The sequence below is a fragment of the Limosilactobacillus reuteri subsp. porcinus genome, from assembly GCF_036621895.1.
In the GTDB taxonomy this organism is placed as follows: Bacteria; Bacillota; Bacilli; order Lactobacillales; family Lactobacillaceae; genus Limosilactobacillus; species Limosilactobacillus reuteri_J.
Genome location: NZ_LN887325.1, coordinates 947 through 13,883, shown reverse-complemented (window position 1 = coordinate 13,883; position 12,937 = coordinate 947). Strand labels below are relative to the sequence as shown.

The window sequence follows — 12,937 nt, the reverse complement described above, 5'->3', positions numbered from 1 at the left end:
CATTGATCTTGAACGAGTGATTTTAGACCAAGGAATTGGCTATGCAAAGGTTGCTGACGGTTACCAAGATTATGCGATGATGCGCAACATTGACCAGCTTAATTACCTCCATCGCCCAATTATGATTGCGATCTCCCGAAAAGGTTTTGGCCAAAAATTATTTAATCTAGCAAAAGAAGACCGTCTCGGCGTAACATTGATTGCTGAGACAGCAATGTATTTGCGAGGCGGTCGTGTTTTACGAGTTCATGATGTTGAGGAAACTAGTCAGTTAGTGAAAATGATCGATACTATTGAAAATAGTTACTGGTTTAGATCCACCAACAGCCAATCCCCAAGGCAATAATAAGGGCAATAAAAAGTAAGGCTGTGAGGTAGGGATTGCCAAATGTTTCCCGTTTAAGGCGGAAAGCAGTTTCCATTAAGATATAGATTAGAATTAAAAAGATGATCCATACTAGGTTGCTCAGAAGCTGAGTCTTGAAATGAAGAAGGGTATGGACAATCGAAGCGGTCAATAAAAGGAAGAAGAATAAACGGCTTAGTTCAAGCCAGTTAGTCACTTTCCGTTCAATTTTTGCATGCAGACCAGTGGTAGTGGTGAGAATCAAAATAATGATTAAGACCGCCACTATTATTTTTAACATATGGGTAAACTCCTTTCGGCTTTGATTTTAGCATTGATGAGAGAAACTGACTATATGCTTTTGACTTGAAAATATAATAAAAAAAGTGTATGGTACGTATATTGCTTGCGTAAAAATAAATAATATTTGAGGTGAAATCAAGTGGCAGATTTTGAAATTGGCGATATTGTAAAAGGAAAGAAATTCGGTCCCCTCGAACATGAATTTTCTGGTGTTGTTGAAAAGGTTTATACTAATTCAATTATGGTATCCATCCAAGATTTTGATCCGTCTGATAAAAGCGGGGTTAACGAATTAAATGGCCGCGCTGTTATTCGCCAAAAAGAAGCTAAGATGGTAAAGGCTGTTCCTCGTGAAGAAGAAAAGGATGACGAAGAAACAGCAGAAAATGCTAAATCTTCAAAAAAATCTTAAAAAAAGATGACAAATAATTAGAAGAGGTATATACTAACTAAGTGTTGAACTTAGTTAGTTAATGCGGGTATAGTTTAGTGGTAAAACTCAACCTTCCCAAGGTTGCGTCGCGAGTTCGATTCTCGTTACCCGCTCTTATAAAAAAGCTGAGGCTAGAAGAAAAGTTTCTCCTAGCCTCAGCTTTTTTAGATCTCAATCTTCGCTAAAACTTGATGCATTGCTTCAGCAGACTGTTGCATCTTTTTAACTTCATCTGATGTTAATGGATATTCAACGACCTGACCGATTCCTTGACTATTAATGATGGCGGGTGTTCCTAAGTACAGATCATTAATTCCATACTGTCCATCAAGCGGAGCCGAAATTGGCAGGACAAGGTTCCGGTTTTCGATGATTGCCCGTGTAATATACGAGAGGCATTTAGCAATCCCGTAGAAAGTACCCCCTTTATTGGCAATTATTTGACTGCCAGCTTCGTGAACTGCTTTTTCAATTTCGCTTTTATCAGTATTTGAAAGGGCAGTAATTATGTTGAGGGCTTTCCCGCCGATTGTGATTTCATTAAAGGCCGCAAAAGAAGTATCACCATGTTCGCCAAGCATTAGGGCATCGATGACATTGACAGATAGGTGTAATTTCTTACTTAAGAGAACTCGAAGCCGCATTGAATCAAGAGAAGTTCCGGTCCCGATAACCCGTTCTTTAGGAAAACCGCTGATTCGCTGCGCAATTGTTGTAAGGATATCAACGGGATTGCTCGAGATAACGAAAACGCCAGTGAATCCACTTTTAATAATTGGTTCAATAATTGACTTAAGAATCGTAGTGTTTTTATTAACTAGGTCTAAACGTGTTTCGCCAGGTTTACGGGGAATCCCCGCCGTGATAACAACTACGTCAGCATCAGCGGCATCTTCATAGGTTCCCGCATAAATCTTTACTGGGTTTGTCAGGGGTGTAATATCAGCAAGATCAGCCGCATCCCCAACTGCTTTTGACTTTGTTCGATCTACCAGTACCAATTCATCCACTTCATTTGTTGACTGCAATAATGAAAAGGCAAATGATGAACCGACAGCCCCATCACCTATTAATACAACTTTATGCCTATACGTATCAAGCATCAAAAATTCCTCCTAATGCAGCTCCTTTTGCGCATCCCAATGGTTGATTGGACCAAATTTATGACCAACCGTTAATGGATTTGCGAGTGCTGCGTAAACGGCATCTTTAGCCTTTGTTACTGCTATTTTAACATTATTTCCCTTCGCAAGCTCGGCAGCAATGATCGCAGAGAAGCTATCCCCGGTTCCATTCAATCGATCAGTCTTAACAAAAGGTTTTTTGAGCCAGAAGCTATCACCGTCTTCAAGAAGAACAAAGTCATCAACAGTTGTTTGGCTATCATCATTATGCGCGCCCTTAATCACCACATTTTTTGCCCCTAAATCTTGGAGATAATGGGCTGCTTTAACCCGTTCTTCATCTGTACTCATTTCGATTCCTGTTAACTTTTGAGCTTCATAGAAATTAGGGGTAATAACAGTTGCAAGGGGAATAATTCGTTCACGAAATAGTTCATAGGCGGATTGTTCAAGCAACATTGCTCCGTGCTTAGTAATAATCACAGGGTCAACAACTAACGGGCCAAAATGTTCAGGCGAATAGTTATCAGCAACGACATTAATTACATCATCATTAGCAAGCATTCCAGTTTTGGCTGCTTTGATGTCAAAATCTTCACTTAACACCTTAAACTGTTCAGCAATAAATTCTTGCGGCATTACTTGAGAAGAGGTGATCCCATAAGAATTTCCGGAAACAGCGGCAGTTAAAATACCGTGACCATATACGCCATCCGCAAAAAAGGCATGAAGGTCCGCGGGCATTCCAGCACTCCCATCCGAATCATGACCTGCAATTGTGACAGCTTGAATTGTAGGGTTTGTCATAAATAACTCATCAACCTTTCATTATTATTTAATGATAATAATTGTAACATATAATAAGTAAGAAAAAAGCAATAACTCGTTCCCCGTAGATAGGTCCTTGTTTTTAAATCTAAATTTGTTATAATGATTGAGTATGAAAATAGGATTTGAGGAGTAGTAGCATTTTGAAATCTACAGCGACCCTTTGTTGATGAGAGTTAGGGGCTTTTCGATTTGTGAAGGCGTGCCTCAGATATTTCAATTAAATCAATTAATGAGTGGAATTCTAATTCAATTAGAGTGGTACCGCGGGTAAATCTCGTCTCTAGTAAGCATAATGCTTATTAGGGGCGTTTTTTTATAAGTATAAGGAGGAATATATATGAGCGATAAGCAACAAGTTGCAGCTGCATTGGCACAAGCATTGCCAGAGATGGATGTTAAAGAAATTGAAGCTAAGATTGAACGGCCAAAAGATTCTAGTAATGGGGATTATGCCTTCCCAACATTCTTTTTAGCTAAGACCTTACATAAGGCACCGCAAATGATTGCAAGTGAATTAGTTGAAAAGGTTGACCAAGACGGTTTTGAAAAGGTAGTTGTTGCTGGTCCATATATCAACTTCTTCCTCGACAAAGCCCAAGTTGGTGCTAAGATTTTGCAAACTATCTTAGCGGATCCTGAACATTATGGTGAGATTGATCTTGGTCACCAATCAAATGTTACGATTGATTATTCATCACCAAACATTGCTAAGCCTATGGGAATGGGTCACCTTCGTTCAACCATGATTGGTGAAGCTGTTGCCCGGATTCTTGAAAAAGTTAACTACAACTTAATTCGGATTGATTACCTTGGTGATTGGGGTACTCAATTTGGTAAGTTAATGGCTGCTTATGAGATGTGGGGAGACGAAGCGGAAGTTAAGAAGGATCCAATTAATACTTTGCTTAAGTACTATGTGCGGATCAATAATGAAGCTGACGAACATCCAGAATATACTGAAGCAGGTCGTGACTGGTTTGCTAAGCTCGAACATGGTGACGAAGAAGCATGGCGGCTTTGGCACTGGTTCCGTGAAGTTTCTCTTGAACGGTTCCAACGTGTTTACAAGATGCTAGATGTTAACTTCGACTCATTTAATGGGGAAGCTTTCTCTGCTCAAAAGATGGAAGAACCTATCCAATTGTTACGGGATAAGAACTTATTGAAGCCTAGTCGAGGTGCAGAAATTGTTGACCTTGATGAATATAACTTACCACCATTACTCATCATCAAGAGTAATGGAACGACAACTTACATCACTCGTGATTTGGCAACTGCACTTTTCCGGAAGCGGATGTATGGTCATGCTAAGTCCCTTTACGTTGTCGGTGCCGAACAAGAAACTTACTTTAAGCAATTACGTGCGGCCTTAAAGGAAATGGGCTTCAACTGGTGGGATCAAATTGAACACATCTCCTTTGGTTTAATGAACTTAAACGGTAAGAAGATGTCTACGCGGAAGGGTAATGTTGTTTCCCTTGAAGACGTATTGAATGATTCTATTGATTTAGCACGGAAGCAAATTGCCGAAAAGAACCCTGACCTTGAAGACGCTGATGAAGTTGCTAAAGAAGTCGGCGTTGGTGCCGTTATCTTCCATGATTTAAAGAACTACCGTCGGAATGCCGTTAACTTCAAGCTTGAAGATGTTGTTAAGTTTGAAGGTGAAACTGGTCCTTACGTTCAATATGCTCGTGCTCGTGCCGAGAGTATCTTACGTAAGGGTGGTATCCGGGACTTTAGCGATGTTGACTTGACAAATGCCGGTGCTGAAGCTTGGGAATTAATCAGCTTCCTTGGTCAATACAGTGAAGCAATCAAACGGGCTGCATTAAACTACGATCCATCAGTAATCGCTAAATATGCCCTTGAATTGGCTAAAAAGTTTAACCAATACTACGCTCACACTCGGATTCTTGATAAGGACGAAGCTCAACCAGCACGGTTAGCTCTTACTCAAGCAGTTAGTGATGTGCTCAAGTCAGCCCTTAACTTACTTGATATCAAGGCACCAGATGAGATGTAATCGTTATAACTACTAAATATTATTGTGAAGAGACTTGAGAGAATAAGTTTTTCTCCAGTCTCTTCATTTTTAATTTCTGGTAAAGCTGGCGGAGAAAATAGCTTACCATTTACCAAAATGTGATAAAATAATTGTCAGCTTTTTGAAATGAAAATGGAGATTTGTTAATGAATCGTGAACCACAATCTAATTCAGATTTGAAAGAGCGAATCATGAAGTGGTTAAAAAAGACTTGGGCGTCGTTCCGAGTTTGGTTTAAGCACTATTGGCAGCTCTTTGTTGCGATGCTGAAAAAGTTCTGGCATCGTTATCAATTAACGCGATGGATCATTGTTATTTTTCTAGGAATTTTCTTAATTACCAGTATCCATTTGACGTTTGTTGCTAAAACTGCAGATGTTAAAAATCTTAAGAACAGGTTGCAACGGCCAACAATGATTTATGACCGTAGCAATCAATCAGCCGGGAGCCTCTATGCTCAAAAGGGAACTTATGTGGAATTAAAAGATATTTCATCAAATGTTCCTAACGCGGTTCTTTCGACTGAAGACCGGAATTTCTATCATGAACACGGCTTTTCAGTCAAAGGGTTAGGCCGGGCTGGCGTCTTACTAGTGAAAAATAAACTTCTTCACCGTGACTATATCTCCGGTGGGGGTAGTACTTTAACGCAACAACTGGTTAAGAATGCCTTTTTGACTCAACAACAGACCTTCTCCCGAAAGGCTCGGGAAATTTTTATTGCGGTTGAGGTAGAAAACCAATACAGCAAAAATGAGATTTTAACAATGTACCTCAATAATGCCTACTTTGGTCATGGGGTATGGGGAGTTCAAGATGCGGCAAAGCGTTACTTTAATGAAAACGCCAGTCAGCTAACAGTACCCCAAGCAGCCACCCTGGCCGGAATGCTGACGTCGCCAGGGATGTACGACCCAGTAGAACATCCAACAGCAACGAAGCAACGACGGAATATGGTTCTTCAGCTGATGGTTGAAAATCATAAGCTGAGTCAAAGTGCGGCGGATCAATATAAGCAAACACCGTTGAATATTACCAACGGCTACGTGCCAAATGATAGTTATAAGTACCCGTACTTCTTTGATGCGGTCATTGCCGAAGCAGAAAGCCGTTATCATATTTCGGAAAAAGATATCATGAATAATGGTTATCGGATTTATACGACGCTGGACCAAGATCAGCAGCGGTCAATGCAGCAAACTTATGACGATGACGATAACTTCCCACAGAACTCGGCTGATGGCACAATGGTTCAATCAGCCTCGATTGCGATGAATCCGAAAAATGGGGGAATTACCGCGGTCGTTGGGGGACGTGGAAAACATGTCTTCCGTGGATTTAACCGTTCTACGCAGATGCGGCGGCAGCCTGGGTCAACGATTAAGCCGATTGTTGTATATACACCAGCCCTAGAGCATGGATATTTCTATGATTCAACGCTTCAAGATAAGAAACAATCGTATGGAACTAATAATTACACGCCAAAGAACTATGATGATACCTATAGCGGGACGGTGCCGATGTATAAGGCCCTTTATGAGAGTCTTAACGCTCCAGCAGTCTGGTTATTAAATAAGATCGGGGTCAATCGTGGTTATGACATGGCAAAGAAATTTGGCTTGCCAGTCGAAAAGGGAGATAAGAACCTTGCCTTGGCTCTTGGTGGAATGACCCGCGGAGTATCGCCACAACAAATGGCCCGTGCCTATGCTGTCTTTGCCAATGATGGGCTAATGCCATCCCCGCACTACATTACCAAGATTGAAGATGCCTCTGGAAAGGTGATCACCAAAAATGATGGTAGCAAGAATAAGCGGATCATTTCTGGTAAGACAGCCAAAGAAATGACTAGTATGCTAATTGGCGTATTTGATCACGGAACTGGTGAAACGGCCAAACCAAGTGGCTATACGCTTGCCGGTAAAACGGGGACCACAAACTCAGGGGTAAAAGGCGATGATTCCAATGATCGTGATAAGTGGATCGTGGGTTATACGCCTGATGTGGTGGTTGCAACGTGGGAAGGCTATGATGATACAAACCAAAGCCATACCCTAAACGATATTTCTGAACGGAGCATTAACTACCTTTACAAGAATGAAATGAGTGCGATTTTGCCAAATACTGCTGGAACCAAATTCACGGTTGAAGATGCTCAGACACGGGCAAATGAAAAGACAAAGGGTTCCTCTAAAGGTTGGGGGTCATTCCTCAAAGATGGGGGCGACTTTGTAAATAACTTCAACCAATCAGTAAATAACTTTGGTAATAAGGCGAGTCAATGGTGGAGCAATGTTCGATCGCTTTTCTAGGATAATATGATACAATTAATCTAAGAACGAGATAAAGGAGACTTTTACATGGTTGTAAATATTTATGATACTGCAAATGAACTTAGTCGCCAATTGCGCGAAACTCAAGAATATCAAGGATTAAAAAAGGCTTTTGAAGCATTAAAGGCTGACAGTGACACTTTTGACACCTTCAAGAAGTTCCAACAAGCTCAAGCAGATGCTCAACACAAGCAAATGACTGGTCAACAACCAACTGATGATGAAATTAAAAACATCCAAAACCTTGCCAAGGAAGTAAGTGGCAAGAAGGTTGTTCAAGACTTGATGAACCAAGAACGGCAAGTTGATAGCATGCTTCAACAATTGAATAAGACAATTACAAGTCCAATTCAAGATCTTTACAGTGAAGTAATGCCAAAGATGCCAGGACAAGAATAATTAATTTATTACGATCCAAGTAAGGGGCTGGGAGAAAGCAAAATTTTTCTCAGCTCCTTTATTGTTAAGAGGAAAAATTATGAGATTTATTCATACAGCCGATTTACACCTTGATAGTCCTTTTTTAGGGTTGACTTCGATGCCCAAGCCGTTATGGGAACGCGTCCATTCGTCGACATTTGCTGCTTTTCAAAAGATTGTTGACGATGCGATTGACTTAAAAGTTGATTTTGTTTTAATTAGCGGGGATATTTATGACCGTGATCAGCAAAGCATTGCCGCTACTGATTTTTTCATCAAGCAATGTGAACGACTTAGTCAAGCCCACATCCCCGTTTATCTACTTTATGGTAACCACGATTATCAAATTGTCCAAGATGCAGGAGAGCTGCCAGCAAATGTTCATATTTTTGGTAATCGCGTAACGACTACCACCCTTACTTTGGCAAATCATGACAGTGTTGCTATCTCCGGCTTTAGTTATGATCAACGCTGGATTCAAGAAGATCAAGTACAAAAATATCCACCAAAAAGAAACGAAACCTGGCATATCGGGATGCTTCACGGAGCAGTTCGGCAAAGTCAAGATAACCACTATGCTCCGTTTGCGACCGATGAATTAATCGCTAAAAATTATGATTATTGGGCACTTGGTCATATTCACAAGCACCAAATCTTGAATGAGAAGCCGCCAATTATTTACAGCGGTAATCCACAGGGACGGCATAAAAATGAAGCCGGACAGCACGGCTATTATTTGGTGGAAAGTCAGGGCAATAAACTTGTGCCGCAATTTAAACCAGTTGCGGAAATTGAATGGACAAGTCTAACTGTCAATGCTTTACCAACCAGTAGTCTTGCTGAAGTAGAGCGCTCACTGTCGCAAGCAATTGATGACAAACTAAAAAATGCACCATTCCAACTGGTAGAGCTTACGATTGCTAACATTGAGCAACTTTCCCCAACGATTCGGCACCTGCTTGCAAATGGGGATGTCCTTGAACACCTGCAGGACCAGAATGCAGATAATGGTAAATGGTGGGTCTATGACCTCTTGCTCCACCAGCAAAATTCGCTGCCATCAATGACTGACCTAGATGAACAGTATTGGCAACAAGCCGCCCAAAAAGTATTTACCCCTGCTAATATTGCAGAATTAACGAAAAGTTTAGCGCGGGATGCCGATTTAGCAGCTAAGTTGATAACCCTTGATCTTCAGCAACTGAAGCAAGCAACGACTCAATTATTGCGGCGGGAGGATTGACATATGAAAATAAAAAAAGTTCATATCGATGGCTTTGGTAAATGGCATGATCAAGATTTTGACTTTACAGCTAATCCCCAAATAATTTATGGCCCTAATGAAGCCGGAAAGACAACTCTGATGGCCTTTCTTGTTAGTATTTTATTTAGTTTTGCGGATGGGCGGGGAAAGAATCGGTTTGCCCAGTATATTCCGAAAACTACTTCTAGTTATGGTGGAAGTTTATTAGTTGAGATCAACGGCCATGATTACGTGATTAAACGGCAACGCGGGCGGAATGGCGGTAAGGTTAGTGTGACTGATTCACAAGGACATCAAGGTGGTGAGCAAGAATTAAAGCAACTGCTTGGCCCAATGGATCGGTCGCTCTATCAAGCCCTTTTTAGTTTTGGTCAACGAGACTTAACAGCTGTGGACGAGCTTAATCGGGATGAATGGCAACAACATCTGCAGCAACTAGGAGCAGTTGGCAGTGCGCAGTGGGACCAGTTGATCGATCAGTACCAGAAACAAGCTGACCATCTTTATAAACCGCGAGGACGGAAATGGCCGCTCAATCAAGACCTTCATCAATATGCGAATTTGACAGATAAAATTAACCAAGCGCGCGGTAAATTTCACCGTTATCAGGACCTACAGGCAGATTTGAAGACAAACAAAGAAAAATTGCGGCAAACACAGGCAGAATTGCAAAAACAACAGCCGCTTTTGCAAAAATTAGAACATTTACAGCAGTTGTGGCCGGTTTACCATGAATGGCAACATAGCCACCAAACTCGACCAATTGCTGATTATTTAACTGATCAGCAGGTTACGATGGCTCAAGAACTACAAGTTAGGGAAAAGGAACTTCGCCGCCAACAACAGGTTTATCAACAGCGCTTGGCAAGGATCGATCATCAGTCTCCACAAACAACTAAGCATTCACCGCAAAGCATGCCGGAACTTCAACGGCTTAAGGAGCAGGTAGTTGAATTACAAGCGGAAGAGGCTTTGCAGCACCGGCAACAAACGCAAGTTAATCAGTGGCAGCAGGAATTAACTGCAATTAAAACTCGTTACCACCATCCTTTGCCAGCGCCGTTAACTTCCCAAGAAAAAACAGAACTTGCCCGACTTCTTAATGTCCAACCACTTTCTCGGGCAAATGCTAGCCAGCCAAACGGCGATCCTTCTCGGGCCGCAATGATCGGAATCGTTGGCGGCTTTGTCCTTTTTATCATCGGGTTGTTAGCGAATGCTACTTTTATCACCGCTATCGGAGCAATTGCGGCCTTTGCGACAGTGATGTATCTTTATTATCAACGCCAAGGAAGTCATTCTGCTCCAGTAACGACAGATTCCCAAGCGATCATGGCGTTCGGCCAAAAACACGGCTTACAGGATTTTCCGCCTGATCAATGGCTGTTAATGCAGGGCGATTTACAACGAAATGCCGAATTAACTGCTCAGCTCCAAACTGCCAACCAAGATCAGCAAAGATATGACCACCAACTTACCGTCTTTAACCAACAATTGCCACCGGCTTTGCAAAATCTAACGTTGGCGGCTGTTAGGACTAAATTAGATGATTTGCTGGAACAAGGGCAACAAGCGCGCCAGGATATCCAAGTGAATACCCGGGAAAAAGCAACGATTGCTAACAATTTAGCCCAGCTCAATCAAGACTACAATAAAATTCATCAGCAAAAACTGGCGATTTATCAGCAAGCAGGGGTGCACGATGATAACCAGTTTACCCAGTACTTAGCAAATCGTTCTGCAGCACAATCACAAGCCTTGGCATCAGATGCCTATGGACAACAATTGACCGCAGAAGACCGCCAAGCCCTTGCTGCATACGCAAATAGAGATGAGCTAATGACGGTTTTATCGAAGACTCGGCACCAGCTTGCTCAGCTCACCCTAACAATCTCCCGTACCCACGAGGAGATTCAAAAAGATAAAGTCGAAATTGATAGCTTAGTTGAAGACGGGACCCTCAGCAATCTTGAACAGGAACGGGCCAATCTGGCTGCTAAGATTTGGCATGAAGTACAAGAATGGTTAAGGTACCAATTGGCGATTCAGTGGGTAAATAAGGCCCTTGCAGGCGCTTCAGCTGACCGTTACCCCGCAATCATTCGGCAGGCAGAGCAATATTTTGCCTTGCTAACTGATCATCGGTATTCCCAGATCGATTTAACGGCGGATGGGATTAAGGTTGTGCGGAGAGATCAAGAAGTTTTTCTAGTTGAAGAATTATCCCAAGGAACGGCTGAACAGCTGTATATTGCGCTCCGGCTTGGCTTTGTCACCGTGATGAGTGATCAAGCCAACTTCCCAATAATTATTGATGATGGGTTTGTTAATTTTGATAATGTTCGTCGGCAACGAATGCTGGCGTTGCTAGAAAAAATTGCTGAGAAAAATCAGGTTATCTATTTTACTGCTGATGATCGGATTAAGGACCTTGACGTTAAAATTCTTGACCTGCAAGCATTAAAACGTGAATAAATTATGAAGATGGTATAAACATTTATTTATGAGACTGGCACGAAAAAATAAGTGTGGTATATTGGATGAGTGAAGTTATCGAAAAAATATTTTGTTTAAGGATGTGTTTCTTACATGAAATCCAAAAAGTTAATTGCTATCATTGCAGGAGCCGCATTGATGATGCCGCTTGCTGCCTGTGGAAATAAGGCTGTCGCTACTACTAGCGGCGGTAAAATCACTGAGAGCGAATACTACAGCAGCATGAAGCAAACCAGTGCTGGTAAGCAAGTGCTTCAACAAATGATCTTAGATAAGGTTTTGGAGAAGCAATACGGTAAAGAAGTCAGTGATAAGCAAGTTAACGCGCAATATAATACCTACAAGAACGAGTACGGTTCAGACTTTAATGCTTATCTTCAAAGTCAAAACTTAACTGAAAAGTCATTGAAGCAACAAATTCGGTCAAACTTACTCTTGACTGCCGCTGCTCGTCATTACTCCCACATCACTACTAAGCAGATCAATAAGCAATGGACCAAGTACCAACCTAAAGTTCAAACTGCGACGATCCTTGTTGGTAGTAAGTCTGATGCTGAAGATATCATTAACCAATTAAATGACTCCAGCAACAAGTACAAGACTTTCAAGAAGCTTGCTAAGTCCAAGTCAACTGATAGTCAAACCAAGAACAACGGTGGTAAGCTTCCAGCCTTTGATAATACTGACAACCAACTTGACTCAGCTTACAAGAAGGCTGCCCTTAAGTTGAAGACTGGTGAATACACTACGACCCCAGTTAAGACTGATGACGGCTACCAAGTAATTTACATGATCGAACACCCAGCTAAGGGTAAGAAGAGTCAACACATCAATGACTTGAAGAACCAAATCGTTCAAGAAAACATGAACAACCAAAACTTCATGCGGAAGGTTGTTTCAAACGTCTTGAAGAAGGGTAACGTTTCAATCAAGGAAAACGATGTTAAGAATATCCTTGATGATTACCTTAACTCAAGCGCCACTACAAGCAGCTCCAGCAATAACAGCAGTAGTACTAGCTCAAACAAGTAAAATAGGGTATAAAAAACAACCTAAGATTAGTTCAGGACAAAAATAATTATTGTCCTGGACTTTTTTGTTATTCTGAAGATAGAGCTAAGATCGATCATGCTCCCAGGGACTTCGAGTCCGTATTATAAAATGATCTCCGCTATCTTTGATTTGATATTTTGCTTTTAGGTTGTGGAACTACGAGTTCGAGTATTTAGGAAATGAAGTACAAATCTAGGATAGCGGTTATATCTAGCTCTATTTATAGAAAGGAAGTCTTTTTATGTCTGATATATTTGCCTTGGATGTTTCAATGGGGAAAAGCTACT

General features: G+C 41.4%; 11 protein-coding genes and 1 tRNA gene. 9 read left to right on the top strand and 3 right to left on the bottom strand.

Annotated elements, in window-relative coordinates; translation table 11 throughout:
* Positions 1-346, top strand: a 346-nt coding sequence (locus AACL61_RS01185; RefSeq protein WP_339110861.1) for a dihydropteroate synthase, incomplete at its 5' end; no start/stop codon positions are given.
* Here AACL61_RS01185 and AACL61_RS01180 read toward each other — a convergent pair.
* A complete protein-coding gene (locus tag AACL61_RS01180) occupies positions 312-647 on the bottom strand; it encodes a hypothetical protein (RefSeq protein ID WP_102816595.1) in 336 nt (111 codons plus the stop codon). The two genes, AACL61_RS01185 and AACL61_RS01180, sit on opposite strands and share 35 nt — an antisense overlap.
* A 141-nt stretch (positions 648-788) precedes the next feature.
* On the opposite strand from AACL61_RS01180, the gene AACL61_RS01175 reads away from it, so the two are divergent.
* Both AACL61_RS01175 and AACL61_RS01170 read left to right on the top strand, forming a co-directional pair.
* Positions 789-1,061: a hypothetical protein gene (locus tag AACL61_RS01175; RefSeq protein WP_102816594.1), complete on the top strand. Its 273-nt coding sequence runs from the start codon at positions 789-791 to the stop codon at positions 1,059-1,061.
* Positions 1,062-1,124: 63 nt separating this feature from the next.
* Positions 1,125-1,195, top strand: a tRNA-Gly gene (locus AACL61_RS01170).
* A gap of 51 nt (positions 1,196-1,246) precedes the next feature.
* On the opposite strand, the gene AACL61_RS01165 is transcribed toward AACL61_RS01170, so the two are convergent.
* Together AACL61_RS01165 and thiD are read right to left on the bottom strand one after the other, a co-directional pair.
* Positions 1,247-2,185, bottom strand: coding sequence for an L-lactate dehydrogenase (locus AACL61_RS01165; RefSeq protein ID WP_102816593.1), 939 nt, complete (start codon positions 2,183-2,185; stop codon positions 1,247-1,249).
* Positions 2,186-2,197: 12 nt separating this feature from the next.
* Positions 2,198-3,013 (bottom strand): bifunctional hydroxymethylpyrimidine kinase/phosphomethylpyrimidine kinase, encoded by an 816-nt coding sequence (gene thiD / locus AACL61_RS01160; RefSeq protein ID WP_102816592.1) that lies wholly within the window; start codon positions 3,011-3,013, stop codon positions 2,198-2,200.
* Between the two features lie 361 nt (positions 3,014-3,374).
* On the opposite strand from thiD, the gene argS reads away from it, so the two are divergent.
* From argS to AACL61_RS01130, 6 genes are all read left to right on the top strand, one after another.
* Complete coding sequence (argS, locus tag AACL61_RS01155; protein ID WP_339110860.1) at positions 3,375-5,063, top strand: arginine--tRNA ligase; 1,689 nt, start codon at positions 3,375-3,377, stop codon at positions 5,061-5,063.
* A 167-nt stretch (positions 5,064-5,230) separates the two neighbouring features.
* Entirely contained in the window at positions 5,231-7,396 is a 2,166-nt protein-coding gene (locus AACL61_RS01150; protein WP_339110859.1) for a PBP1A family penicillin-binding protein, read from the top strand.
* A 48-nt stretch (positions 7,397-7,444) separates the two neighbouring features.
* Positions 7,445-7,816, top strand: coding sequence for a YlbF family regulator (locus AACL61_RS01145; RefSeq protein ID WP_003675790.1), 372 nt, complete (start codon positions 7,445-7,447; stop codon positions 7,814-7,816).
* A 79-nt stretch (positions 7,817-7,895) separates the two neighbouring features.
* Complete coding sequence (locus AACL61_RS01140) at positions 7,896-9,080, top strand: metallophosphoesterase family protein (RefSeq protein WP_339110858.1); 1,185 nt, start codon at positions 7,896-7,898, stop codon at positions 9,078-9,080.
* A 3-nt stretch (positions 9,081-9,083) separates the two neighbouring features.
* Positions 9,084-11,576: an ATP-binding protein gene (locus AACL61_RS01135; protein ID WP_102816589.1), complete on the top strand. Its 2,493-nt coding sequence runs from the start codon at positions 9,084-9,086 to the stop codon at positions 11,574-11,576.
* Between the two features lie 114 nt (positions 11,577-11,690).
* Positions 11,691-12,629, top strand: coding sequence for a peptidylprolyl isomerase (locus AACL61_RS01130; RefSeq protein ID WP_102816588.1), 939 nt, complete (start codon positions 11,691-11,693; stop codon positions 12,627-12,629).
* The last annotated feature ends 308 nt before the right edge of the window (positions 12,630-12,937 follow it).

Bases quoted from the DNA above. Each gene is read 5' to 3' on its own strand.
- thiD (WP_102816592.1), bottom strand. From the start codon at position 3,013: ATGACAAACCCTACAATTCAAGCTGTCACAATTGCAGGTCATGATTCG.
- AACL61_RS01145 (WP_003675790.1), top strand. From the start codon at position 7,445: ATGGTTGTAAATATTTATGATACTGCAAATGAACTTAGTCGCCAATTG.
- AACL61_RS01180 (WP_102816595.1), bottom strand. From the start codon at position 647: ATGTTAAAAATAATAGTGGCGGTCTTAATCATTATTTTGATTCTCACC.
- AACL61_RS01130 (WP_102816588.1), top strand. From the start codon at position 11,691: ATGAAATCCAAAAAGTTAATTGCTATCATTGCAGGAGCCGCATTGATG.
- AACL61_RS01165 (WP_102816593.1), bottom strand. From the start codon at position 2,185: ATGCTTGATACGTATAGGCATAAAGTTGTATTAATAGGTGATGGGGCT.
- AACL61_RS01150 (WP_339110859.1), top strand. From the start codon at position 5,231: ATGAATCGTGAACCACAATCTAATTCAGATTTGAAAGAGCGAATCATG.
- argS (WP_339110860.1), top strand. From the start codon at position 3,375: ATGAGCGATAAGCAACAAGTTGCAGCTGCATTGGCACAAGCATTGCCA.
- AACL61_RS01140 (WP_339110858.1), top strand. From the start codon at position 7,896: ATGAGATTTATTCATACAGCCGATTTACACCTTGATAGTCCTTTTTTA.
- AACL61_RS01135 (WP_102816589.1), top strand. From the start codon at position 9,084: ATGAAAATAAAAAAAGTTCATATCGATGGCTTTGGTAAATGGCATGAT.